The sequence below is a fragment of the Enterococcus sp. LJL99 genome, from assembly GCF_054871725.1.
The window spans coordinates 169,810-195,695 of record NZ_JBTXLT010000005.1; the positions used below are offsets into that span (position 1 = coordinate 169,810).

Sequence of the window (25,886 nt, forward strand, 5' to 3'; positions counted from 1 at the left end):
AATATAAATGACTCATAGTGATAAATAAATTTGAAAGACTGGAGAAGATGGACGGGTGGCCAGCGTGAATATAGGAGAAAAGTTAAGAGAAGCACGTCTGCAGCAAAATATTACACTAGATGAACTGCAGCAAATTACTAAAATACAAAAACGTTACCTGATGGCAATTGAAGAAAATGATTTTGATGCCATGCCAGGGACTTTTTATGTCCGTGCCTTTATTCGGCAATATGCGAATGCGGTTGGACTAGATGGAAATGATTTAGTAGATATTTTTGATGGAAAAGATAGAAAAAAACCAATTGAAGAAGCTGTTCAATTTGAAACGTTAGATGCTTCTCGGACGCAAATGTATGATGAAGAAGAGGGTAGTGCATGGATTAAGAATTTACCAGCGATTGTTTTTTCATTGATTGGGATGGCAATCTTAATAGTTGTTCTTTATATCTCTTGGCAAAATCGTCAAGATAACCCAATTATTGAAACACCTGCCTCTGAGATTAGTAGAGTTTCCACCTCAACGTCTGAGTCTAGTGAGACTTCTACATCAAGTAGTTCGGAAACGTCGACATCGCAATCAAGTTCTTCAAGTGAACCAAAACCTAAAGCAGAAGTGACGTATGTAAGTGAGTTAAATGGTGCTGTTGAGATGAATGCAGTCAATGTTTCGTCTCCTGCTAAAGCAACATTTACGGCAACACCTGCCGCTTGTTGGGTAGGGATTTATATTCCGACAGCAACGAATGCTGATAATGGCTATTTCTTCCAAGAAACGATTCAGCCAGGGCAGCCGAAAACAGTAGACATCCCAGAGGGAACAACTCAAATAATAGTTACGTTTGGGGCTTCAGAAAATATAGAATTTAAACTAGATGATCAACTTGTTGCTTTTAATCCAAATAACACTGGTATTGGCTTTAGAAGGATTGATTTAGCGATTGCCTATGCAAATCAAACGCAAACATCACAACCAGAAGTGTCACAGGAACCAGCACAATAGCGTGAACACAAACAAGGGAATAATCGTGAGATAAATGATTGAAATGTATTGAATCTTGAAAATCAGGTCGATAGGATGCTTCTGAGGCCACTAGTTTTCTTGATTCATCGTAATTTAACAAAGTTTCCAAATATCACAACTCCCAAAATAGTACGTTAGTTTTTAGAGGATAAGGAGGTTTGAACAGAAACATTTAGCCCAGAGAATCAAGCAGATAAAGGGAATATCAACTCTACTTGATTGGAGCTAAGCGATTCTGTCCAAACCGAATTCTGCTCTCATTTTTTTATTTTTAACTAAGATTTGAGCAGGTTAATTTATTTTTCGTGACACGTTTTGAAAGATAACGTACAATGTAAAAGGAAGAGAGGAGTAATAGTCATTGAATTTACCGAATAAATTAACAGTCCTTAGAATTTTTATGATTCCGATTTTTATTCTTGTTGTTAGTGTACCTATGGATTGGGGGACGATAACTATAGCAGGAACCTCTTTAGCTGTGACACAGTTAGTTGGTGCAATCATATTTGCTTTAGCTAGTGTTACCGATTGGTTAGATGGAAAGATTGCTCGCGCACGAGGCTTAGTGACTAATTTTGGCAAATTTGCTGATCCATTGGCTGATAAAATGCTTGTAATGACTGCTTTTATTATTTTAGTTGGTCAAGGGAAAGCTCCAGCTTGGGTTGTAGCGATTATTGTTTGTCGCGAATTAGCGGTTACAGGCTTGCGTTTGCTTTTAGTTGAAGGTGGCGAAGTAATGGCGGCAGCATGGCCAGGGAAAGTAAAGACAGCAACTCAAATGGTAGCAATCATTTTATTGCTGATTAATAATATCCCTTTTTCAGCTATTTCTATTCCGCTAGATCAGATTATGCTCTATGCCTGTTTGATTTTTACTATTTACTCTGGCGTGGATTATTTTGTAAAAAATGCAGCAGTATTTAAAGATTCAATGTAATAAAAGAACGATTTAGTTCTCTTGACAATTAGTTGCAATCAATTAGTAAGGTGTGAATGGTAAAAGTTTAAAGTAGAAGTATAAAATCTTGGGTTGAGGTCGGGACATAATTAGCTTTTAATTTGTCTCTTCCTTTATAATTTTTATAAAGTGTCATAGTGTAATCAAATATAAGTACATATAAAAGACCATATGCATTCCTTCTGAGCGTTGCTTACTAAAGAATAGAAAGACTAGATAGCTTTATTTTTTATGGACTAATGTAATTAAAAGCATCAAATACTCTAAACTATCCGTTAGATAAAAACGCCCAAACCAGTCGCTTCGTCGATCATGGTTTATTTTCGCAAGCCTTAATAGTCTAAAAAATAAAAATTTCTGCTATACTAACAAATAACAAAATAAAAATTCTCCCAAAATCTGGTTTTAGATATACAATAAAATAGCTATTTTTCCATATTTATTTGTTTTTTATTTGCACAATATGAATAAAATGAAGCAAAAAACAACAGAAAAAATCTGCTGTTTGAATTCGTAGTTATAATTATAAACGGGCGCTATTTTGTTAAGTTAGCGGGCTATTTTTATCTTGTTAACTTTTTTTACGATGGAATGCTGTTTTGAACACTTTTTCCTCAATTATAATACTAAGCTACTAAGTTAGTAATGTCTATCCTTATCTGTCATTTTATCTCTCAACTTTTTTGATAAAGAAAGAATTTTTTGATAAAATGAAGTATGGATTTTGAAATAATTTACGTTTGAACTATAAAAATAATCTTTATGTCTGTTATTTTAACGGAACAGACTCATAGTTTTATCAAATAAACACGACAAAATAGTCGGTGAGGAGCGTATGCTTTATGCCCAAAAAAGGCGAAAATATTTATAAAAGAAAAGACGGCCGTTGGGAAGGTCGCTATAAAAAAACGCGAACAAAGGACGGAAAAATAATTTATGGCTATGTCTATGGACGTAAATATGTTTCTGTTCAGCAAGAACTAATGAAACAGAAAATGAGATATGAGAAGCAACAAGATACCCTTTTCTTGGGAACTGTTTCAGAGTGGTTTGATGAGTGGCTTTATTTTTACATTAAAGACAAGGTAAAGCATTCTACTTGGGTTAGTTATGAAATGAAAACTAAAAATCATATTCGACCCTATTTTGAAAACAAAGCATTACACCTTGTGACGCATGAAGATATCAATAAGTTTGTGCGTCATATTATGAATCAAGAACTTTCTGAAAACATGACAAAAAACATTTTGCAAATTTTAAAAAATAGTTTTGGCTTTGCAGTTAAAAAAGGGTTTTTACCAGATAATCCCACGAAAAATATTTTATTAACGAAAAAGAAACCTAAGGCTGTTTATGCGTTAACATTAGACGAACAGCATCGTTTGGAACACTATGCTTTTCAAGAGAAGCAATGCTCTGCTGTTGTTTTGGCCTTAGCAACAGGGATGCGAATTGGTGAAATTTGCGGCTTAAAGTGGAGCGATATTGATTTTAATCAAGGGATTATTTATGTACAACGATCTCTTCAACGCTTGCCAGAACAACATGAAAGAGGCAAAACGAAAATCTTTTTTGGCTCACCGAAAACCAAAAACTCTATTCGTTCCATACCTTTAGCACCGCATTTATGTAAATATTTACAAGAAAAAAAATTACTCTCTACATCAGATTTTGTGATTTCGGTCAAAAATCATCATGCAGAACCGCGAACAGTAACTTATCGTTTTAAAAAATGTTTGCGACAAGCCGGAGTCGATGATATTCACTTTCATGTATTGCGACATACTTTTGCCACGCGCTGTGTTGAATTAGGTGTAGATATTGCTTCTTTAAGTAAGTTGATGGGACACCATTCTATCAAGTTGACTTTAGATACATATACCGATTCACTGTGGGAAAAAAGACAAGAAGCTATGGAGATTTTAGATAGAAAAATTTTCGTTAGTCGTGAAACTATGGACGAATATGAAACTTCAGAGTTAATCGATACGATTAGAGAAGCAGATCGTATTAGTTAGAAGCAGTTGAAAATCAAAAGCTAATTTTATCCTGCTAAAAAAATAAACTAGTTATCACGCCAATTATTAATGATGGCTAGGGAGTAGTTGAAAGCAATAGCCACCATGGCTGTTTGCTCCAATCTCTTTCTTGATTTCTAGTTAAACTTCCAAAAAAATTCGAATTCCTCAATAGTTTTTAGACATTCACCAGTTTATTTTTATGTAAAAAGAAGCCTCTATTCACAAAAATGAGAAATCGTTTTTGCGAATAGAGGTGTATTTATTTGCCATTGAAAAAATATGTTTAAAACTTATCTTGGGGAAGAGTAAGCATCTTATTTATTTGTTTTATTTGGTGTATTGGTTAAGGATTGAACCGTTGTAGCCCAGCTTGCTTTTCTGTGTTTATAAATGAAAAGTGGAATAGAAAAGAAAATGACCGTTAGGACAATAACAAATACTAGATTCAATAAAGAATTATTTAAAAACGTCAATAGCAAAGCAGCAGCGATTGTAACTAATAGTAAAACTGCAAAGAAGTATGCTAAACCATTGCCTGATTTTCCAACTCTGAATGGATGAACTTCATTTGGTTGTTTTCTTCTCATAGCTAAAAAGCCGATGGCCATTAATGAATAAGCAATACAATATAGAACGGTACCGCTATTGGTAATAATGATAAATACTTTGTTGATACCAGGAATCACGACATAAGCAGCTGCTAAAGCCGAAATGGCGATTGCTTGAACAAACAAAAGACTTGGACATGCATTAAACTTATTTGTTTTCCAAAACTTAAGTTTAGGAGGGAAATCACCATTCAATGCACTTTGAGTGACTGTCTTAGAAGCACTAACAAACCAAGTTGACATGTTCGTCAAGACACTTACGATAGATAGTAAACAGAAAATTTGGACCACGAAATAAGGTAAGCCAAGGTAGTGAGCAAATAATTGTAATGGTTGTGCCCCATTGTTTAATTGGATTTTTCCAGCAGGGATCACGTTAGCAACTAAAAATGAATTAACGATTGAAAAAACAGCTAGTAAAACTAAGGATAAAATGATTCCTTTAGAATATTGTTGAGAAGGATTTTTCAATCTAGTGATAAATACAGAAGACATTTCGATTCCTAAAAAGATAAAGATAATCCCACTAAAATACATTCCAGTCCCACTAGTGAAAGATTTAGGGAATAAACTTGAAAATTCAAAATGACCTAAAGTGCTGTTAGCGATGAAACCAAATTTATAAAAAGTAAATGCACCTAATGAAAAAAGTAATACAACTGGGATGTATAAACCTAGCCAAATACCGAATTTTCCATTGATTTTTGCCATATCAAATTTTAAATTTAACAAGGTCATGGTCCAAACTAATAGTAGAATAACGATTAATGTATACAACTGATTCTCAATCAAGTCAGGTTTGTTCAATAACAATGCGACCATTGGAGCAAAACCAGTTCCGACAACAACCATTGATGGGAACATAGCAGCCCAAATCAGCCACGAAGTAACAAAGCCCCATTTAGGACCCAAGGTATTTTTGACCCATAATTCTGGACCCCCACGACCTGGGAATGTTGTGCCGAATTCTCCTGAAATAAGTGCAATTGGCAAAGCAAAACCGATAGCGGCTATAGCCATATAAATAAACATGTTCCAACCAGTTGCGGTCAAAGTAGAATAATAAGGACCTGCAACTAATGCGAAAGTCAAACCGATAAAAGTAGGTAGAGTGATTTTTGATAATTTTTTCAAAGTGCCTCCGCCCTGATTAGTATCAGGGGCGGAGTTATTTGAAATAGGTGTTGCGTTTGATGTAGTGCTTTGTTGTGATGGTGTAGCCATTTGTTTTCCCTCCAAATCTAATGATTAATAAGTTTTATACATCTTTAGTGATATCAAAAGTTAGTTTGGATAAAGATAACCCTTGCTGCATCAATTCTCCAACATGTTTCATCGCTAAATCGTACATTTCTTGTGCATTTTTTTCGTTGTAGTCCGTTAAAAAGCTTGTAACATCAGCCGGTTTTTCTTGTTGATAAGCTTCATCTGTTTTTAGAACAAGATGGTTTGCTAACGTTTTAGCCACTGTTAAATAGCCAAAGTTTGAAAAAGCTAATTTATCATAATCTCTTTCAACTAAAACAGCCAATGTTCTTGATAACCAATAGGCTTGATGAATATCAAATTCTAAAGAAGTATCATTATATAATGAAGACGTATCGTTACTGTTTGCGTAGAATGGAACATACGGATTAAAGGCTGTTGGACTACTGTTTAGCCAAATCAACCCAGCAATTTCGGGATCGACATTGTTTCGAATTTCTAGAATATGTGATTCTGCTGTACGATTCATTGAAATGGGTCTAAAAGCGTGAGCAGAAACAAGATCATTTTCATTAAATGGATCATATTGTGTTTCATCATAATGAGAACTTAAAACATAGCCGACATCTTCGATCGTTAGTTTATGTTTTGGTTTAAAAGTAAATGGCATATCGTCTGCAACAGGACTAGTATTTTCATGACCGAATACTTTTTGACCATACCAAACACGTGATGTATTGTATTTTCGATCTTGTAAATTGCTGGTTCCAAAGATATGACGGAAATTAAACGTGGTTGGATCTGGATTCAACTCATATTGATCAACAAATTCTCTAATTGAAGCTGAATACATAAAGTTTTCTGTATCTTCGAAATCAACTTCTTCAATAATCGATTGATTCGCAATCACGGCGCAATGGTCATCAGGAATTCGTTGTGCAACCCAATGATGCCCACATGGAATCTCCATATACCAAATTTCATCTTTATCGCTAAAAATGATGCCGTTTCCTTCATGCGAGCCATTTTTTTCAATGAGTTTCCCAACATACTCTACACCTTCTCTAGCAGAAGTAATGTAAGGTAACACCATATTTAAAAGAGAATCTTCTCCTAAGCCGCGGTCAGTTAGCGGATCAATCGCCAAAACAAAAGTATTACTAAAAATACTTTCGGTAGAGCTCATGGCAATATTTAAAGAATTGATTCCAGCTTCTCCAAAAATACCCAATGTTTCTTTTTCTACAAAGGGAACCATCTGATAACGAAGTGATTGCGAAGGATATTTTTCAGAAAACTTCGTTAAATTAGAATGATAGGTTCCTGTGGTTTTACTATTTTCCTTGACTGTAATAAATTTGACGGGTTGAATCGGTGCTTCTGTATCACAATTTCTGGCAATAATGGTTGAACCTGTTCGAGATGCTTTTTTTCCAACTAAGACTGTTGTACACATAATATATTTTCCTTCTTTCTTTTTTATGCGATTGGATTCATTGGATTCCAAAATGGTAAGACTATAGGTTTTTGTTCAAGGACTTTTTGTTGTGCTTCTGTGAGCAAATCTCTTCTGATAACCACTTCGAATACATAGTCGTTCATCCATTGATCATCCATGACGAAGAAGCCTTTATCTCCCACTTTGCGGCCCCAACTATTTTCAACTTTCCATTTTGTTGGTTTATTATCAATTAAGTTCACTCCGCCAAAGACCATTGCGTGAGTCGGTAAGCTATCGCTGTAATTAAAACGATCACCTTTATTAGCAATAAAATCGATTCCTAATAATTTTTCTAAATGATAAAGCTCGGTTGACATGATTCCTTTTTGTCTGTCGAAGCATTTTAAAACATCGCAACCGAACCAAACAGGCTCACCTGATTTTATTTGCGTGATTGTTAATTTTTTCAATTCATCCATTGGTAGATTTAAGTATTTATTTGGAATACCGCCAACCATATTATCTGACATCGCTACTTCATAAAGCTGATTGTAAGGCATTTCTTCAGTTGGCACGTTGATTACGCCAACATAGTCTTTTAGGTTTAAGTCAATATAGTTCGTAAGGAAATCAAGCGGTGTAAGATTTGTGTAATTTACATAGTCATCTTTTTTGGTTCTGAAATTAAAGTTGATGGTTTGAGGAGGTGTGCCCAGTGTAATTGATAAAACTTCGTACACTTCTTGCAAGTTTTGAGCGATTTGTTGGTCAATAGTTGCTTCATCTGCTTGCTCTGCAACTAATTTGCGTAAAACAAGTGCGTCTTTTCTTAGTTTAGAATTTAAAATAGTATTTAAATCGGCTGAAGTGATGCTACAATTGGTTTCGTTCATTTCATAACTTGGAACAACACCATATTTTTCAATCAATGAAACAATTAAGTTCCAATCGCCACCATCTTGTTGAGGAGAATTCAATAAATATTTGACTTCTCTACTAGAAAGATCAGAGCTTGCTGTTTTTAAAATATTACTATAGAAGTAGTTGGCTTTTTCTAATTTATCCCAAAAATAAGTATAGTTTTGAGAAAGTTCAAAATTTTCGATATCATATTGCTGTTCAATATGGAATCGTAAAACATTCAAGCAAGCAAACATCCAGCAACGACCACTTTTGTTTTGGTTCGTGACAATTTCAGAATCAATATCTATCGAAAAGTTGAAATTGTTATCTCCGATTGCTTTTAAATTTTCGGCAGCCGCAAAGATTCCATTATTTACGACAGCACATTGCGCAACTTCATTTTTTGTCGAACGTTCAAAATGAGTTTGCATTTCTTGGATTTTTTCTTTCGTCAGTTCGTTCACAAAAATCACTTACCTTTCTTTATTTTTGTATCTCTTAAGGCAATGATAATTGATTTTTAATTTTTATTTTTCTTTATTTTTGTAAACTTTCCCGAGCAAATTTGGAATATAAAAAAAAGAAGGTAGATCAGAAGGGATAAAACGCAAGAAACAAGCGATAACTAACGGAGTTTTCAAATGCAAATTCCGTTAGTTATCGCTTGTTTTTGTAGGAGATAGTTCTGATTCCACCAACTATTCGATAGTATTTAGTTTTAAAAAAAATGTATTTTTTCGACCAAACGTTGTTTTATCATAAAGTAGAAAAAGTTTGTTTACTTCATTACAAATAGAAAAATCGTATAACCAATTCCTGAAAGTAACAGAATCCAGCCAATTAAAGTGACGGCCTTGATTCGAGCAGGGTATTTGCTTTTTCGTTTAGTGACGATTAAATGTGTTTTTAATGAACGACCAAGTATCAGAAACAAACTGCCAATTATAACTGCAATTCCGCAGAATAGATAATCTACCCAATTATTTGTTTGTGTTTTATCCGCACTAGTCGAATTTTTGTCAGCCATTTTTGAAATAATCGTTTTTTTAACGGGTTGATAACCAACGCTAAGTGTAGGAATTGTTGGCGACAAGTGAGCTAAGCCATTGTCTACGCTTATCTGATTGTTTGCTAAAGTATAACTTGGCGTAGCTCCAATCTGTATTAAACCGTAAAGATCACTATCTAAAGTGATTTCTTTTTCATTGATTGTTGTGGTTCCTTTATCAAGTAGCTTCTTGTATTCGTAAGTCGAAAAACCATAATCGAATAACGCATTACCGAATGCATGCCGTTGAGCTTCGCCTTCTTGATTATCCCAATCCCCAACACCTAAGATAACTTCAATCAGACGAGTATCGCCTTTTTTAGCAGTCGCCATATAACTGAAGGCACCATTAGGACTTGAACCTGTTTTTAAGCCATCTGCTCCTTCGTATCCATAAGGACCACCAGGGATTGACTGATTAGAATTGGTCAAAACTTCTGCATAAGGAGTGTTTTCCATAACAGTTACTTGATAATCTTTTGTATAATTTAAAATTTCGGGATATGTTTTTAATAGTTGATAACCTAAAATAGCTAAATCTTTAGCAGTAGAGGTGTTGTCTGCATCTGGATTGATTCCCACAGGTGTATACAAACCGTTAAAGGCACTCGCTTGGGCTCCACTAGGGTTATAAAAAATAGTATTGGTCATACCCAAATTTTTGGCTTGTTCGTTCATCTGATTAATAAATTTTGCTGCATCATTGTTCGTCACAAAATTAGCTAACATAATAGTAGAAGCATTGGAAGATGCCACTACAGTCATTGAGATTAAATCGTGAATCGGATAGTCAACACCCGCAACGATAGTTGAATTACTCAATTCATAAATTTGAGAAATGGCAGCATCACTTTCTGTTGCTTTGACTGTTGTATCTAATGTAAATTGTCCTTCTTCGAGAGCTTGGAAAACTAAATAAATAGTCATTAGCTTGGCAATGCTTGCTGGTTCCCATATAAGATCAGGATTTTCAGCCCAAATAATTTGTCCAGTTTCAGCATCAGCCACAATTGATGCTTTTGGACGATAACTTTCATCAGTATCATATCCAGCATTTTGAGTAAGTGTCAGAATATCTTCTTGTGCATAAGCAGTTTTTGCTGCCAAAAAACTACTAGCGATAGAAAGTGTCAGTGCAAAAATAGTGAACAAAACAAAGTAATTTTTTTTCCTCATAAAACGATCCTCTATATTCTTATTTTCTATTTATATAGTATAAACAGAATCCCGATAATTTCTCTAAATATAATTCCTACTTTAGCCGTTTCAAAAAGTTCAGTAGTAGAAGCAAATAAATTCAATTGTTCCTTTCTTACCTTCTATAAAACAGCTCATTATATTGTACCAAATTTTTCTGAAATTAGCAGAAGAATAGACAGTTTTATACTTTTTTTAACTTCATATGTATAAAAACTAAAATTTTTTGTAAATTTGAGTAAGGAAAAACAATAAATTTCATTATCGAGAAACAAATGAAATTTAAATAAAATAAGAACACTAATTCATAATGCCTATTTTTAGTTTAGTTGATCTGAAAAGAGGTCTAGGAGGTCATTATCGCCTTTTTTTAGTAGGAAATTAGCTAAAAATGCATAGAATAAGAGCAAGTCAATGCTTTTTTTATTTTTAATACATATTATTTGTAATGTATCATTTTTTGTAATTTAAAAACGTCTGTAATTTCTTAGATGTAGGTAATCCGAGAAATTTAATATGTGATTATCTGAAGAAAATATATATTTTTTTAATTCTTTACTTAGTATAAGCTATACATTTTACAATGTCTATGTTATTTCTTTTGATAAATTATCAATTTTTTTTATTTTTGTAAAAAAAATGATAATTTATTAAATTTTTCTTTGTTTGCTAAGTGCTATAGAATTTTCTATAAATATTAAAAAAAGACAAAAAGATTGAAAAATATTAAATAACAACATGTATTTATTCTGATAGCCGTCATCAAAATGGTCAAAATTAGAATTTGCAATCCATTAGAAATTCTGAAACTGGAATTAGATAGTATAAACAACTAAAACTGATTAAGATGTTCACAATTCTATAAAAAATAAGAATAAGTTCTTACTCTTAATGTAAATTTGAATATCATCAAAAATCAATAGTAATCGTATCTCAACGAGTAATAATGTATTTTTTAGTTTTTTTCTGGTATTTACTTATTTTTTCTAGAAATAAATGAATAAGTAAATAGCAATTTAACAAACTTAAAAATTTTATTGATTTCTGTTACCTATCCCTATCCATTATTCGTTAGTGTTCCATAAATATATATTGTTTTTGTTCTATAAACCGTCTGGATAACCGTCAATCACTGTTTCAAGCGCTAAAAAAGCCTATAATAATAATGTTTTCTCGGATTACCTACATTCAAGAAAAAAAGAAGGGGATCGGCTGTGTCGAATTTAGGAATATTTACAAGTGAAAAGGATTTATTTAAAGAATTTGTGAGTCAATTTGAATCAATGAACAATAGTGTGATTCAAGTAAATGATAAAAAGCAAATGGAACAATTAGATGGATTGATTATCCATTTGACTGAAACTGACGGCTTAACAGAAACGATAAAATGGCTTCTTTTTTCTAAAACAAGATCTGAACTTTTTGTTTGGATTTTTTCATCGAAAAAGTTAAATCGTGAGGAAGATATATTATTTGAATTGGGAGCAAATGATGTAGTTTTCTCTCCAACTGGTACTGGAAAGTTATTTTATATCGTAAAAAATACGTTTGCTCGTTTGAAAAACAAAAATAATTCAAAGTTAATCAAACCAACTTTTAATGAGAATAATCAATCTTTTAGCCTTGATGGTAAAGTGCAGCAACTGACACGTACTGAATATCGGTTATTTAAATTACTTTACGACCGGATTGATACAACTGTTACGTATACAGAGTTATCAGAGTCGACTTGGGATGATTTTGAAGGAGATCGTTTTTTCCGCGTAGCTAATGTTGTTTTTCACTTAAGAGAAAAAATGAAAGAAAATGGGCGATTTGAAATTAAAACGATACGTTCTGTCGGATATATGTTGAAAGTGAAATGAGATAGGAAAAAGTAACATCTTCGAAAATAAGCCAAAAAGGTACATAATGCTTACTCGGTTAATTCAAATTAGAAAATACCAAACGGGAATGATTCAACATTGAAAAAACTGTTGTATTTCTTATCATTTTCGGAAATTTCTTCTTACTTCGATAAATCACGAAGAACACAAGGATTCAATAATGTTTCGTAACTATTTGATTCTCGGAGCTTCATATCTTTTTCCTAACCTTATTTATGTTTTGAAAGGAGAGTTGTAATGAAAAGTAATAAAAAGAAAAATTGGTCGATAGTTGGTTTGACTTTAGTTTTAGGATGTTTGCTGCTTTTTTATAAAGATATTACGGCTTACGCTTATACGATGTGGGGATTTGGAAAAGGTGGTATATCATCATCGATTGTATCAAATGGAACGAATCCAATTGATATTGATCCCAATACAATTATAGTGAGTCGTAGTAATTCGTCCACTGAATATCAATACTACAACGCTAATAATATTTTGGTCAAAACCTATACTAAAAGTGATTTAGATTCTTCCTCTCTTATTCTTAATCGTATTGAATTTACTCTGCCTTCACAAGGATTTATCAAAGTGACTAATGTTGGTTTTTATAATGGTAAAATGGTCGATGCTATTTTCAAAAATGAACATAATGCTTCTGCTACTGTAAATATTTCTAGTACAGGTGGAATTCGTTTGATTTATAAACGGGCAGGAACGAATGAAACTTTTTATAATCCACCATTAAAAGCAACAATGCAGTTAGTCTATGGAGATTCTGGAACACCAGTAGGTTCTACGAAATTTTTAGTTCCTGTCTCGCAAGTCAATGATAGAACTAACCGAAGTTTTGGCTATGATCGACCGCCGAGTTATCAACATCTGTACGCCACTCTTGATAATGATAAGGGAGTAACTAAAACGGGTCTGATTTGGGATGATAATCAATATAATCAGTTAGTTTTGGAAATGCAGCCGAACCAAAGTAAAACAAATCCTGTTATTTATACGGATTATTTAATTTATGGTCAGACAGATAGTCAAAGTAGATTTAATTTAAATGCTACGACAATTAATAATCAGACAGATACGGTATTATCCGTTTATGAACCAAGTGCTGAAATGTTTATGGCAATTCCGTATTCGCCGTTAAATATTACAAATTCAACTGAGACAACAAATAATGGTCAAACAGCGAATTTTATGATGACGCAATATTTGCCAAAGCAAGATTATGACACATATTATCCGTACGATGATAGTTTTAGATTAATAATTTCTGAAGAAAACAGAGGACTTATGGATATCAAAGAAAAGGACTTTGAATTGTTCGTAGATGGAAAAGTGGTAGATTCCAGTAATTATACTATTTCAGTTGATAATAGTACTGCTCAAACAGGAAGTACAAGAATTAGACTTATTTTAACTTCCGATTTTATAAAGAAAAATCCGGACACGCTTTTAGAAATTAAACAAAAATCAGAAATTATTAACAATCAAAAGGTGATCGAACAACGTCTAAATAGGGATAAAAAGTTAGAAGTAGCTATTGATGCTAATTTAATTTACACGCTTTCGCCAACTGTCAACGGTGGTAAGGATGCTAGCATTTCAACAGCGACTCAAATAGTTGAAATGGGTGTTGTTCCTAAACTTAATGCGGATAAGGTGGAAAATCCAACTATAGTGAACGGAACTAAAACGAGTGATATTCCTTTTGAAAGTCTTCTCGTAGATGAACGAAATGAATCTTATACTTGGGATGATGTAACAGTAAGTTATAAAACACCCAATAATGTTTACGATATACCAGGAGCTGCAACGGTCACTGCACTCCTAACTAGTAATACATTTGGAACGATTCAAGAATTGTCGATTCCTGTGACAGTGGTTGATAAATATATTGTAACTTATGATGCAAACGGGGGAGTAGGAACCCCACCCGCTAATAGTGAATTTATATCGGAGCCAATCACTTTACCCAAAGCAGATAAGTTATATAAAGAAGGATACACCTTTTCTGGTTGGAGTTTATCTCAGAATCCAAGTGATACAGATAAGATTTATCAACCTGGAGAGTTATTTGGGAATCAACCAGAAGAAAAAAATAGCGTAACTCTTTACGCCGTTTGGGCAGTTGGCGATGAAGCAACATTAGCTTGGACGGTAACAGGAAGCTCAAAAGACAAAATTGTGAATCTTGATAAAGCGAACATGAAGAACAAGTTAGATTCACCTATCTACTGGAAAACACCTTATCTCAATAAAACATATAAAATAGTCGTGAAAAATGATTCAGAAACAGTTTTTGCACAAAATACATTCGCATCAGATAGAACAGATCAATTTATTATGGATATGATCAGTATTCCAAGTGATAAGCTTGATTATGGTGAAAATAGCTTTCGAGTAGGAATTTATGTCATAGATAGTAATGATAATCCTGTGGGAAATCCATTAGATGAAATGAATTTAAATGTAACTATAACAGGATCATTACAAATCACTTCGATTCCAAAGCAGTTGACTTGGACAGACCGAACGTCTCGTGATAGTAAAGGGATCATGGATAGAGACAAAAATAATCTGTTAGCGTTAAGTATTGTCGATAGCCGAAATATACCAGAAGAGCAAAAAGTTTGGTGCGTTAGTGCGAAGGCCGTTAAAGTTGATGGCGAAGAAATTCCATTTAAGTTAGTTTGGAAAGAAGATGACCAATCGGATCCATTGCCGTTAGACACTCAAATCAAAGTTTTATCAAATGAAACATCCACTAAATCTGGCTATAGTTATACAAAAACATGGGATGAAACAAAAGGTGTTGTATTGGAAAGTCCAGACTATTTAAAAGTTGGTGATTATAGTGATTTGGTCAGTATAAATTGGGCGCTTTATGATACTGCTCAACCAGAGTAAAAAGGAGAAGAGAAAATTGAAAAATACATGGTTAGTAAATAGCTGTTTTCTTGGTTTGGTCTTTGCCATCTCTCTTACCTTTTTTTTAGGTGAGCGAGTGAACGCAGCAGAAAATGAAGTTGATTTTGATCAACAAACGATCACGGTGACGTTGCTTGAAAAAGGAACCAAAAATCCTGGAACGACAGACAGTGGTTCATCAGTCAATGGTCAACAAGTGACAAATACAAAACCAAGCGGTGGAATATTTCCAAGTACAGGTGAAATGAACGTTTTTTGGACAACATTTAGTGGAGTCTTACTGCTGGGTTTATTGGTCTTAGTTTGGTTTTTTGGAAAAAGGAGGAAAGCAAGATGAAGCAGTTATTAAAAATCAGCTTTTCTCTGATGATTGTACTTGCTAACTTACTTCCGGTTGTAGCAAATGCAAGTCCTGTAGTGAATGGTACTGAAAATACACCGATTCAAATTGAGCTAGTTGAAAGTCCGTTACGATTGTCTACTGTTCAAGCACCGACTTTTGGTAGTTATGAGTTAACGGGTGTAGAGCAACAACTGCAAGCGACGGGCGATCTTTCAGTTAAAGTGGCTGACAGACGTGAGAGTAAAGCAAATAGTTGGGGACTTCAGTACGAACTCGCTATGTTTACAGAGGGAAAAGCTGATCAAAAATTAGGAAATGACGTTCGACTTACACTAGGATCCGGGACATTGTTAGCAGATAATCAAACAGTAAATCCTGATAAATACGATGCTCAAGTAATTGCTTTGCAAGCGGATCAGTCACAACTATTATTGCAAGTTGCTCCTGTGAATGCAGAAATCTACGAATATCGGATTCAAAAAGAAGATATTTATCTTATGATTCCTAGTAATCGAATCGCTGGAAAGTATCAGGCGATTCAAACGATAACATTAATCGATTTACCTGTAATACCTTAATTAACGATATTCCTGCAAAGTTATGTTTAACTAAGCGGATAATATAAAAATAACCATATTGGAGGAAAAAGAGATGAAAAAAACAACAGTATTAGCAATTGCAGTAGTATGTGCAGGAGTATTGGGAGCTTCTTCACAAGCGCACGCAGATTTAATTCAAAACCAAGAAAGTCCAAAGAAATCAACAGACACAACAATTACGATCAAGGATGCAGAAGATGGCTCAGGTAAAGATCCATTAGATCCAACAGATCCAACACAACAACACTTAACACTTGAAAGTGTTCCTGCTACATTTGATTTTACTTCATACATCAAAAACAAAGATTATACGATTGATGGAACAACCGCTGAAAATATCGTAGTGTTCAATGACCGTACAGATCGTAATTGGTCAGTAAAAGCAACGGTTACTGATAACAAAATTACTAGAGTTGGTGATGATAAAGAGTTTACCGTTGATTCATTTGTCGTGGGCGGGAACGAAATTGCAGCAACAGGTGCAACAGGAATCGTAGCGAAAGCTGCTGCGGATAAAACAGAAGCAAACAACACAGGTAATATTACAACAGAGGTAAAAACTCTTTCAATTGGCTTCCAAGATGTAAACAATGAATTAAAAGCCAATGATGAATTAAAAGGAACTGTTACGTATTCTCTATACAACAGCATAGATGTAAAATAATTATTTTTTTATAGTAACGAAAAATACTATTTTGTTAAAAATTAAACAGTTTTAGTATGTGCTATAAGTGTTTTGCAGATTGGAATTACGTATTGATTTCTCAAAATTTTGAGTAAACTCAACGAAGAGTTACGTTGATTTTTAATAGCGTAGCTCTTTTTTATGAAAAAGGAGTCATTTTTATGTATAAAAACAAATGGAAACGATTTGGTAGTTTATTGCTTATTTTTTTAGTTACTCTTCATTCGACATTAGTTGCTAATGCAGCAGGTGATGAAGGGAATGTGGGGTATGATATTCAAGCGATTATTCCTGAAAATCAAGTAGACAAAGAGAAAACGTACTTTGATTTACGGATGACTCCAGGCCAAGAACAAAAAATTGAAGTAATGATTAATAATACTTCAGATGAAAAAAATACGTATGAAATTTCAATTAATCAAGCGTATACAAATGCTCAAGGTTTCATTGATTATACAGATGAAGATTCAATTTTAGATCAAAGTTTACCTTATCAAATCAAAGATATTGTCACGTATGAAAAAGGAGTTACAGTGGATGCAGGGGTTGCTGTCAAGTATCCAATCACAATCAAAATGCCAGCAGAATCATTTGATGGACAGATTATGGCTGGGATCAAAGTGATGAAAAAAAATGAAGATGAAGAGCAAAGCGGGATTCAAAATAAAGTTGGTTATATTTTAGGATTGAATTTGACTGAAACAGATACTCCAATCAAGCGCGAACTCGAATTGGTCAGTGTAGAACCAGCCGTTTCGTTTGGAAAAACGAGTGTTGTTGCGAAGCTTAGAAATCCAACAATGGAAGCTTATGGTCATTTAAAATATGATGTCGATGTAGTCAATAAAAAAAATGACGAAAGTATTAGGAAAGTTACATATGATAGTGGAATGCAAATAGCTCCGAATTCTCTTTATGATTTTGCGATTGATTGGGATAATCGTCGATTAGAAGCAGGTGAGTATGAATTACATTTAACAGTGACTGATGCGAAAGAAAATGAATGGAAATTTGATGAAAAATTTACGATTACAGCCAAACAAGCAAAAGAAATCAATAATCTAACTGTAGATAGAAATGAACCGAAAGGATTTCCAATGTGGATGTACATCGTTGTTGGCTCAATGTTAGCTATTTTAATTGTAGGAATAATTGCTTGGTTTCTATATAAAAAGAAGAAAAAACAAGAGATAGAAGCTAAAAAAACTCAAAAGAAAAATCGAAAACGTAAACCGACTGCAAAGAAAAGTGATTCAAAAACAATGAAGAAAAAATCAAGAGAGAAGTAACCGCATTACTATCGTGAAGAAAAAACATAGAAAACAAAAAAGGTGATACTCAGTAAAAACTGAAGATCATCTTTATTTTTTTTACTTTTGGTCCATCTATCTTAGACCCATCTTCAAGTTGTTTTTGGTATAATCAATAGTGAGGGAGTGTTGAAAATGGATCATGAGCAGCTTTATTTTTCGGAGTATAAGCGATTTTTGCCAGATATTGAGGAAAGTTATTTGCCTTTTCCGTTCTATACGACACATTCAGAAGCTCGTGAGCAGTTTATGCAAAGTGTTGCGCAAGGTAAAGGGCAAGGTTTTGTGCTGTATCATGATAAAGCACCAGCTGTGTTTTTGGTGATTCATCAAGAGACGATTGTGAATCTACTGTTGAAAAGAGAGGCAAATCTTCATCTGAAGCAGATTATAGGTGAAATTGAAAAAATTTATAAAGCTCTTTTCAAAAAATATGTGTTTTTCCGTTTTCAAACAACGCTATCTCTTCCTATAGAAGAACAGTTTATCAAGTTTGGCTATCTATGTGAGGCGCCTAAAACGTTACAAAAAAAACTTTCTTACAACACTGCTTTAGTATTGGGTGGTGGTGGCGCTCGTGGAGCTTATCAAATCGGGGTATGGCAAGCTTTGCAAGAACTAGCAATTGACTATCCACTGATTATAGGGACTTCTGTTGGTGCATTAAATGGTGCCTTGATTTTACAAGGAGATCTTGAAGCGGCCAAAAAAATGTGGGAAAAAATTGAAACTAGCCAGATATTAGCTTTCTCCACTGTAGAAGAAGCTGAAAAAACGTTTATTGGGATGGTGGGACAAGTCGGTGCTTTTGCACGGCAAGCCCTTCAATCGAATGGCATCTCGACCCAACCGTTACAAAAATTGATTAAAGAAACTTTTTCAGAAGTAAAAATGCGTCAAAATAAGCAGGAATTATACGTGGTGACGACCGCTTTGCCTCAATTAGAAGAAGTTGTGGTGACTTTTGATGAGTGTGAAAGTAAGGAATGGAGCAGTTGGCTATTGGCATCCGCATCATTTTTCCCCGCGATGGCAGCCACTAAAATCAAAGAGCAATATTATGTTGATGGTGGGTATCGAAATAATGTGCCTGTAGATGTAGCCTTAGCTCATGGTGCTACGGAATGTATAGTGATTGATGTTAAAGGACCAGGAATTACTAAAGGCATAAAAATTCCCGAAACGATTACCACTGTGACGTTGCAAACACCTTGGTCAATGGGGTCAATCTTATTGTTTGATGGATTGCGTTCGACACAAAATATGCAACTTGGCTATATGGAAACGATGAAAGCTTTTGGTTGTTATCGTGGTTTTTGGTACACAATCGATACTACGGATGCTGAAATTTTTACGTTTCAAAAAGAGTTTCACGCCTTTTTGGTGGAACGATATGCAATCACACAGTTAAATTCATTTTCTCACAGTCAGAAAATTTGTAAAAAGTTACAGAAAATCTATAAAAATAAAGTTTATCCAGAAATCATTGCCCAAGTTCTTTTAGAGCTTTTAGCCAAAAATGCTGATATTTCTGCAACAACATTGTATTCCCTGAATGAATTAAGCGAAAAAATCAGAAATTCGAAAGTAGAAGAGCCAACTGTTGTTACATCGACGGGGCTGGTTTCCGTTCAAGAGTGGTTAAAACTCTATTACGAAGATTATTTTTTACTTTCCGAGAAACAACAAATTCAAGGGATCGCTAATTTACTAAAGATAAATGAAATCGAAAAAAAACAGCGTATCTTATTTTTGATGGATAAACTACCCGTCCAAACATTACACGTTTTAATGAACGAATTTATACAACAAGGAGCGAATGAATAATGGTACAAGAATTTTCTTATGAAATCGTAGAAGAAATTGCTGTTTTATCTGAAAACCCAAAAGGCTGGCGCAAAGAATTTAATCTAGTGAGCTGGAATGGGCGACCACCGAAATTTGATGTAAGAGATTGGGCGCCAAACCATGAAAAAATGGGTAAAGGCATTACATTAACCAATGAAGAATTTGAAATACTATCAAAAACGATAAAAACAATGTAAATAAAAAGCAAGGAGCGGGATTAGATGAAAAGTATGACAGGTTTCGGTAAGGCTACGGAACAAAATGATCGTTATCATGTAGACGTAGAACTCAAAAGTGTCAATCAACGATTTTTGGATATTAATTTACGAATGCCTAAAGAGGTAAATCCTCATGAAATGGCCATTCGTCAAGTGATTAAGGACGCTCTGTACAGAGGGCGGGTAGAAGGCTATATTACAATCAAAGAATTTGGTGCAGGAAATAAAAATGTACTGGTTCATTGGCCGCTTATCCATCAATTAATAGACGAGATTCAAGAGCAAGTAGAGACGACTTATGATTCAAAGCGTTTTGATGCAACCCAAACAATCAATCAACTGCTCACTAATCCTGACTATGTGGAAATTGTTGAATCACAAGAGGTAGACGAGTCATTTAGTTCGTTGATTTTAGAAACAGTGGAACAGGCAGTAGCCAAAATTAATCAAAGTCGTCTACAAGAAGGCCAAAAAATTCAGCAAGTGCTACTGGAATATAGTCAAGAAGTGAGTGACTTAGTAGAGAATTTGGGACGATTTACAGAATTCTACGAAAAAGAATTTCGAGAAAAATTTGAAGCAAAATTAACTGCGTGGCTTGGTGCGCAAGTAGAAGAAGCACGTTTACTTACTGAAATGGTTATTTTATTAGAAAAGGCGGATATTCATGAAGAGTTGGATCGTCTAGGGATTCATCTTGAAAAACTAAATGAACTACTTTTAAAAGAAGGGCCAGCTGGAAGAGAACTAGATTTTTTGATTCAAGAAATCAATCGAGAAGTCAATACAATTGGCTCTAAATCGAGTGCCATCGAAATAAAAACGATTGTCGTGCAGCTCAAAACAATCTTGGAAAAAATAAGAGAACAAATTCAAAATATTGAATAGGGGAAAATTGTTTGTGGTTTGCTCCATTAAGGATATAATGAAAGAGAAGAATATAAAGAGGTGAGAAAGAATGTCCAAATTTTATGATGTTACATTCCACGAAGTAAGTGGTAAAGCGATAGTGAAAAGACAAATTTTATCAGAACATGCACCATTTGAAGCGTGGAAAGATGCGTGTGAAACCATTTCAGAAGATGCATTGAATATTCGCGTGAATGAAGATACTTATGTCCAATTAACCCGTAAGTTTATCGTTCGAATCGATGTTGTAGAAGTAGATGGCCCTGTAGATAAACAAATTAAGCGTCATGATGAATTGATGGGAGTAGTAAATACATTATCAAATATGGGATTGTAATTATTACTTGAATACAAGTTACAACGGAAAAGATTAAGACAGATAGCTTTAACTCTGAGAACTAAGTAATAACGATGCACCATCGAATTGCTTTGCTTTTCGCAATAAGCGGCAAATCACAAAAAATGATAAGAAACACGCTAGATTTCCATTCGCTATTGAATGATTTCTAACGTTAACTTTTCAATTTTTTGTGATTTGTCGTTTTTTTATACAAATTACCTTTATATCTTGCTTTAATTATTAGAAATCAAGCTTACTTTCGATAGAATTATAGCAAAGGAATATTTTTTATATAACTAAAATAAACGACAATCATAATAAAATGAAAAAAACAAATAGAAACCGTTCAATAGTGAGCGAAAAAAATTTCGTTTTTTTTTCATTTCAATGATTTGTTGCTTATTTTTTTAAAACTAAATACGTTCTTTATAGTGAGTATATTTAAAATATATTTTAGTATTATTTTCATTAATAATGATTTTTCACAAAAAGGTCTTGAGTTTCAAAGTGAAGGGCCAATTGTTTTTAAGTTTATTTTATACAGTAATGACAACGTTTCTTGCGGGTGACTAAAGAGGTTATAGAAATTTTTTAACAAGGACTTGTATTTTATTTTTTTATGAGTAAACTGAAAAATCGAGATATCTATTAGCGTTAGCTAATATTATTTTTTACTTCATAGAAACGTTAAGGAGAATAAATTATATGGAAACTATGGGCATCATAAATGGAGATGAACAATTCTTGACTAGCCTTTCGTCTAAAGAATTGAATAACATTGTTTTTCAATGTGAACAGGAAAGTAGTAGTGATGATGAGGCGCATTTCGGCTATATTGTAGTGAATAAAATGGAAACTGATTTTAAAAGCTTGATTGTTTCATTGCTAAAAGTAAAAAGTTATGAAAAATCAGTTGTTTGGGTTTTTTCAGAACGAAAACTTTCTCAAGAAGAAGAACTGATATTGATGACATTGGAAGCGAACATTATTCTTTCAGAGCAATCAGATATTGAAGTATTGGCTTTTTCGATTAAAAATTTTCTTTCTTGGATTGATAAAACTCAAGTAAATGAAGAAATTACAGGAATGATAAAAAACACATCTGACGAAAAAATATTTTTAGATATACGTAGCAGATCATTGATGATTTATGATGAAGAGATTGAATTGACCAATATAGAGTACCTATTATTTGCTAAATTATTAGATAGCGGTGATAGTGTTGTTTCGTATGAAAGTTTGAGTGAAGAAATTGATGGTCCAGAGGATGAAGATGCTAGACTTCGCGTTTCTAATATAATTTTCCATATAAGAAAAAAATTGAAAAAAAATAAATTTGTTGAGATAAAGAATATTCGTTCTCGAGGTTATCGATTAGTAATAAATTACTTTTAATCAAATAAAAAACTTAAAAAAATGTCGTGAAAATAGACAGAATCTAAAAAAAACACAAATGAAAATAGTTTAAGATTCATATATAGTAAAAAATCGAATTATTTGTATCTGATATAAGGTCATCTTAACTAAATAAGAAGGTCGTATTTATATCGTTAATTTTATTTATTAATAAATTAGATGTTTTGAGTAGAGGAGGGGAAGAGGTCTTTATGAATTCTATTAAAGGACTTGTAATTCATTTTTATTATGATTAAACTAAAAAGTAAGCAGGAGTGTTTAAATTGAGCGAATTAATTTTCAATTCTGATAAGAGTGTGGGCAATATCGACGTACGAAGATTTAGTGTGAAGGAGATGAATTTAATTTTTTTGATTTGTTTTAAAGTTAAAAATGAAAAAACTAATACAGTAACTTTTTGTTTTGATGAATTAAAAAAATATACAAAATTAAAAAATATCTCAATAGAACTTGATGATTATTTGAAAAAAATAATGCAAATCACTTATTTGAAAGAGAAGAATTCGGTATCTAAATATTATATTTTATTTACGATGTATGAAGTGGACGAAAAAGGAGAAAGTGTCACTTTCTTTGTAAATCCAGAGATATTGGATGATTTGAGACAGATTAGTAATGACTTTGATCAAGCTGATTTACAGTTCTTTTTGAATATTCCATCAAGCTATGCTAAAACTACGTATTTATTGACAAAGGAAATGGAGAACTCAAAAAAATTCACTATCAGCATGGAAAGTTTTAAAAAATTATTAGACATTCCAAAAAGCTATAAGATGAGTGATATTGATAAAAAAGTTTTCTACCCAATAAAGAAAGATTTAGAAGGCTATTTCGATTTATTTGATATCGAAAAAATAAAATATAAAAAAGATAACAAAATCGAATATTTAAAATTAAATTTTTCAAAAAATTGAAACAACGTGGGTGAGACAAAAGTAAAAAGTTACTTTTGTCCCTGCCTCAACAGCTAATTTTGTAAAGGATTAGATAAATTATCACAATAACTTTCGCCTATAATGCCTAGCAGCACATAAATGGAGGAAATTATGAATAAAAAAATGTTTACAGCAACGGTTGCGTTAGGTTCTTTATTATTTGTGGGAGGAACTCAAGCGCATGCTGAAGAAGCAACAGCAACACATCAAGAAACTAAAACTGGGATTAGTTTCTATGATAAAAACAAACCTTGGGAAGGTCCTTTTGAAGGAAACATAGCTTTTGCTTATGTACCAGGTAATTTTAATTTTGGGTCAAATGAAGTTAATACAGCATCAGCATCTTATGCAAAAACATATGCGCAAGCAGACACTAGCGCAAAATATCTTGCAATTTCAGATGACCGTGAAACAAAAGGTAACTGGACTGTCAATGCTAAATTAGCTGCGTTTACTGATGGTGCTGACGTACCCAAAACACTTGACCAAGCAGTATTATCTTTTAACACTGGTGGAGTAAAACAATACGCTATGGACATTGCTAAATCTGATCAAGCGAAAACACCTACTCCAGCAATTGATTCTACGAATGTAACTGATTTTACAAATCCTGACTATGCTAAATTATATAGCTTGGGACAAAACGTTTCTCTAGTAGCTGGGGCTACTGATGCAACAAAAGTACTTAGCTATGCAAATAGTCAAAATGTAGCTGATGCTTTAGTAGTTGCGACACAAATTAGTGATGTGAAACTTAGAGTAATGGATCATAAAGATGTAGTGAATAAATCATTCACTAGTACAATCTCTTGGGATTTAAGTGATGATGTAGCAGAAGATCCAACACCAAATCCTGAAGGATAAAATTAAGTTTAAACGTTAAAAAAAGAAAAAATATGTTATGCATTCATTGTTGGGTGAAAGTTATTGTGATAATTTATCTAAACTATTTATTTAATTTTAGCTAGGAAAAATTGAAAGGTATGTTAGTTATGAATAAAAAATTTTTTCTAACTCTGACCGTATTATTGTTTGGAGCAGTTTGTTTTATGCTACCTCAAACAAGCTTTGCAGAGGATAGTTCTACAACTGATCCACTAGGATTTACCGTAGAAGCAATACAACCAAGTACACAAATAGATAAAGATAAGTCTTATTTTTATCTGAAAACACAACCAGGAGTTGAGCAAAAAGTACAAGTGAAAGTTACGGGTACTTCTCCTAAGCCAGTGAAAGTAAAAGCCTATGTTTCAAATGCTATTACAAGTGAATCTGGCACGATTAATTATATACCAGAGATCGAAAAAAATAAAACGTTAACTAATTCTATTGAAGAAATCGCAACTGTTGATGCTCCAGAATTTGAGATTTCAGATGGAGAAGAAAAGTTAGTGACGATTACCATTAAGACGCCACAAGAAAGTTATGATGGTATTAAATTAGGAACCGTTTATTTTAAGCGAATCGATCAAGAAGAGACCAAACAAACCAGTCAAGTCAAATCAGAATATTCTTATAGGATCGGTATTTGTCTTTCTGAATCCGAAAAGGTATATAATGACGGGCAATCGTTAAATTTAACTAAAGCAACACCTGAATTATTTCGTACGCAAAAAGCGATTTTACTAACTTTTGAGAACCCAGAACCCAAAATGATCACTGATTTAAAAATGAAAATAAAAATCATTGATAATAAGAACGGTAAAGTTGTAAAAAAACAAGAGTTAGAAAATGGTGCGATGGCTCCCAATACAGCGTTTGATTATGCAGTCGATTGGGGGATCGAATCAATTCCTAGCGGCAAATACACTGCTCAAGTAGAAGCGACAAGTAAGCATAAATCTTGGGATTTGGAAAAAGAATTTGAAATTTCTGCTGAACAAGCGAAAAAAATGAACAAGGATACTTTATACAAGTTGTTTTTACCAAATTGGGCATATATTGTAACGATTATTCTTGGTATTGTTACGATTGGTTTTTCAATTGCATTAAGTTTACGCAACAAAAAATGGGCGCAAATGAAAAAGAATAAAAGAAAAAAATCAACTAAACAAAAATGAGATGAGATGATA

General features: G+C 33.3%; 21 protein-coding genes. 17 read left to right on the top strand and 4 right to left on the bottom strand.

Annotated features, from left to right (window positions below):
- Positions 1-64 precede the first annotated feature (64 nt).
- From ACYSNW_RS09545 to ACYSNW_RS09555, 3 genes are all read left to right on the top strand, one after another.
- The gene (locus ACYSNW_RS09545) at positions 65-1,000 is read left to right on the top strand and encodes a helix-turn-helix domain-containing protein (RefSeq protein WP_461744258.1); all 936 of its coding nucleotides are present in this window, start codon (positions 65-67) and stop codon (positions 998-1,000) included.
- Positions 1,001-1,382: 382 nt separating this feature from the next.
- Complete coding sequence (gene pgsA / locus ACYSNW_RS09550) at positions 1,383-1,961, top strand: CDP-diacylglycerol--glycerol-3-phosphate 3-phosphatidyltransferase (RefSeq protein ID WP_461744259.1); 579 nt, start codon at positions 1,383-1,385, stop codon at positions 1,959-1,961.
- Between the two features lie 863 nt (positions 1,962-2,824).
- Positions 2,825-4,000 (top strand): tyrosine-type recombinase/integrase, encoded by a 1,176-nt coding sequence (locus ACYSNW_RS09555; RefSeq protein WP_461744260.1) that lies wholly within the window; start codon positions 2,825-2,827, stop codon positions 3,998-4,000.
- Between the two features lie 317 nt (positions 4,001-4,317).
- On the opposite strand, the gene ACYSNW_RS09560 is transcribed toward ACYSNW_RS09555, so the two are convergent.
- The 4 genes from ACYSNW_RS09560 to ACYSNW_RS09575 all read right to left on the bottom strand — a co-directional run bounded on the left by ACYSNW_RS09560 (position 4,318) and on the right by ACYSNW_RS09575 (position 10,385).
- Complete coding sequence (locus ACYSNW_RS09560; RefSeq protein WP_461744261.1) at positions 4,318-5,835, bottom strand: amino acid permease; 1,518 nt, start codon at positions 5,833-5,835, stop codon at positions 4,318-4,320.
- A 34-nt stretch (positions 5,836-5,869) separates the two neighbouring features.
- A complete protein-coding gene (locus ACYSNW_RS09565; RefSeq protein ID WP_461744262.1) occupies positions 5,870-7,273 on the bottom strand; it encodes a C69 family dipeptidase in 1,404 nt (467 codons plus the stop codon).
- Positions 7,274-7,296: 23 nt separating this feature from the next.
- Positions 7,297-8,625, bottom strand: coding sequence for a C1 family peptidase (locus ACYSNW_RS09570; protein ID WP_461744263.1), 1,329 nt, complete (start codon positions 8,623-8,625; stop codon positions 7,297-7,299).
- 314 nt (positions 8,626-8,939) lie between these two features.
- Positions 8,940-10,385: a DUF1958 domain-containing protein gene (locus tag ACYSNW_RS09575; protein ID WP_461744264.1), complete on the bottom strand. Its 1,446-nt coding sequence runs from the start codon at positions 10,383-10,385 to the stop codon at positions 8,940-8,942.
- 1,235 nt (positions 10,386-11,620) lie between these two features.
- Here ACYSNW_RS09575 and ACYSNW_RS09580 point away from each other — a divergent pair.
- The 14 genes from ACYSNW_RS09580 to ACYSNW_RS09645 all read left to right on the top strand — a co-directional run bounded on the left by ACYSNW_RS09580 (position 11,621) and on the right by ACYSNW_RS09645 (position 25,874).
- A complete protein-coding gene (locus ACYSNW_RS09580; RefSeq protein WP_461744265.1) occupies positions 11,621-12,271 on the top strand; it encodes a winged helix-turn-helix domain-containing protein in 651 nt (216 codons plus the stop codon).
- Positions 12,272-12,529: 258 nt separating this feature from the next.
- On the top strand, positions 12,530-15,190 hold the full coding sequence (locus ACYSNW_RS09585; RefSeq protein ID WP_461744266.1) for an InlB B-repeat-containing protein: 2,661 nt from the start codon (positions 12,530-12,532) through the stop codon (positions 15,188-15,190).
- 16 nt (positions 15,191-15,206) lie between these two features.
- Positions 15,207-15,548 carry an LPXTG cell wall anchor domain-containing protein gene (locus ACYSNW_RS09590; RefSeq protein ID WP_461744267.1) on the top strand — a complete coding sequence of 114 codons (342 nt, stop codon included), beginning with the start codon at positions 15,207-15,209 and terminating at the stop codon, positions 15,546-15,548.
- Positions 15,545-16,132 carry a hypothetical protein gene (locus tag ACYSNW_RS09595; RefSeq protein ID WP_461744268.1) on the top strand — a complete coding sequence of 196 codons (588 nt, stop codon included), beginning with the start codon at positions 15,545-15,547 and terminating at the stop codon, positions 16,130-16,132. Before ACYSNW_RS09590 ends, ACYSNW_RS09595 begins: the two co-directional genes overlap by 4 nt.
- 73 nt (positions 16,133-16,205) lie before the next feature.
- Positions 16,206-16,817 carry a hypothetical protein gene (locus tag ACYSNW_RS09600; protein ID WP_461744269.1) on the top strand — a complete coding sequence of 204 codons (612 nt, stop codon included), beginning with the start codon at positions 16,206-16,208 and terminating at the stop codon, positions 16,815-16,817.
- Between the two features lie 182 nt (positions 16,818-16,999).
- Positions 17,000-18,127: a DUF916 and DUF3324 domain-containing protein gene (locus tag ACYSNW_RS09605; RefSeq protein ID WP_461744270.1), complete on the top strand. Its 1,128-nt coding sequence runs from the start codon at positions 17,000-17,002 to the stop codon at positions 18,125-18,127.
- Positions 18,128-18,283: 156 nt separating this feature from the next.
- Positions 18,284-19,975: a patatin-like phospholipase family protein gene (locus tag ACYSNW_RS09610; RefSeq protein ID WP_461744271.1), complete on the top strand. Its 1,692-nt coding sequence runs from the start codon at positions 18,284-18,286 to the stop codon at positions 19,973-19,975.
- Positions 19,975-20,193: a YdbC family protein gene (locus ACYSNW_RS09615; RefSeq protein WP_461744272.1), complete on the top strand. Its 219-nt coding sequence runs from the start codon at positions 19,975-19,977 to the stop codon at positions 20,191-20,193. The genes ACYSNW_RS09610 and ACYSNW_RS09615 overlap by 1 nt, the downstream gene beginning before the upstream one ends.
- 24 nt (positions 20,194-20,217) lie before the next feature.
- Positions 20,218-21,102, top strand: coding sequence for a YicC/YloC family endoribonuclease (locus ACYSNW_RS09620; RefSeq protein ID WP_461744274.1), 885 nt, complete (start codon positions 20,218-20,220; stop codon positions 21,100-21,102).
- A gap of 70 nt (positions 21,103-21,172) precedes the next feature.
- Complete coding sequence (locus tag ACYSNW_RS09625; protein WP_461744275.1) at positions 21,173-21,460, top strand: hypothetical protein; 288 nt, start codon at positions 21,173-21,175, stop codon at positions 21,458-21,460.
- 708 nt (positions 21,461-22,168) lie between these two features.
- Complete coding sequence (locus ACYSNW_RS09630) at positions 22,169-22,858, top strand: helix-turn-helix domain-containing protein (protein WP_461744276.1); 690 nt, start codon at positions 22,169-22,171, stop codon at positions 22,856-22,858.
- 284 nt (positions 22,859-23,142) lie between these two features.
- A complete protein-coding gene (locus ACYSNW_RS09635; RefSeq protein ID WP_461744277.1) occupies positions 23,143-23,793 on the top strand; it encodes a replication initiation protein in 651 nt (216 codons plus the stop codon).
- 132 nt (positions 23,794-23,925) lie between these two features.
- Positions 23,926-24,678 (top strand): WxL domain-containing protein, encoded by a 753-nt coding sequence (locus ACYSNW_RS09640; RefSeq protein WP_461744278.1) that lies wholly within the window; start codon positions 23,926-23,928, stop codon positions 24,676-24,678.
- Between the two features lie 128 nt (positions 24,679-24,806).
- Complete coding sequence (locus ACYSNW_RS09645) at positions 24,807-25,874, top strand: DUF916 and DUF3324 domain-containing protein (protein WP_461744279.1); 1,068 nt, start codon at positions 24,807-24,809, stop codon at positions 25,872-25,874.
- Positions 25,875-25,886: the final 12 nt, after the last annotated feature.

Excerpts from the sequence above, each read along its gene's own strand:
- ACYSNW_RS09595 (WP_461744268.1), top strand. The coding sequence starts at position 15,545 with ATGAAGCAGTTATTAAAAATCAGCTTTTCTCTGATGATTGTACTTGCT.
- ACYSNW_RS09645 (WP_461744279.1), top strand. The coding sequence starts at position 24,807 with ATGAATAAAAAATTTTTTCTAACTCTGACCGTATTATTGTTTGGAGCA.
- ACYSNW_RS09575 (WP_461744264.1), bottom strand. The coding sequence starts at position 10,385 with ATGAGGAAAAAAAATTACTTTGTTTTGTTCACTATTTTTGCACTGACA.
- ACYSNW_RS09620 (WP_461744274.1), top strand. The coding sequence starts at position 20,218 with ATGAAAAGTATGACAGGTTTCGGTAAGGCTACGGAACAAAATGATCGT.
- ACYSNW_RS09555 (WP_461744260.1), top strand. The coding sequence starts at position 2,825 with ATGCCCAAAAAAGGCGAAAATATTTATAAAAGAAAAGACGGCCGTTGG.
- ACYSNW_RS09560 (WP_461744261.1), bottom strand. The coding sequence starts at position 5,835 with ATGGCTACACCATCACAACAAAGCACTACATCAAACGCAACACCTATT.
- ACYSNW_RS09640 (WP_461744278.1), top strand. The coding sequence starts at position 23,926 with ATGAATAAAAAAATGTTTACAGCAACGGTTGCGTTAGGTTCTTTATTA.
- ACYSNW_RS09630 (WP_461744276.1), top strand. The coding sequence starts at position 22,169 with ATGGAAACTATGGGCATCATAAATGGAGATGAACAATTCTTGACTAGC.
- ACYSNW_RS09600 (WP_461744269.1), top strand. The coding sequence starts at position 16,206 with ATGAAAAAAACAACAGTATTAGCAATTGCAGTAGTATGTGCAGGAGTA.
- ACYSNW_RS09615 (WP_461744272.1), top strand. The coding sequence starts at position 19,975 with ATGGTACAAGAATTTTCTTATGAAATCGTAGAAGAAATTGCTGTTTTA.
- ACYSNW_RS09565 (WP_461744262.1), bottom strand. The coding sequence starts at position 7,273 with ATGTGTACAACAGTCTTAGTTGGAAAAAAAGCATCTCGAACAGGTTCA.
- ACYSNW_RS09605 (WP_461744270.1), top strand. The coding sequence starts at position 17,000 with ATGTATAAAAACAAATGGAAACGATTTGGTAGTTTATTGCTTATTTTT.
- ACYSNW_RS09585 (WP_461744266.1), top strand. The coding sequence starts at position 12,530 with ATGAAAAGTAATAAAAAGAAAAATTGGTCGATAGTTGGTTTGACTTTA.
- ACYSNW_RS09625 (WP_461744275.1), top strand. The coding sequence starts at position 21,173 with ATGTCCAAATTTTATGATGTTACATTCCACGAAGTAAGTGGTAAAGCG.
- ACYSNW_RS09610 (WP_461744271.1), top strand. The coding sequence starts at position 18,284 with ATGGATCATGAGCAGCTTTATTTTTCGGAGTATAAGCGATTTTTGCCA.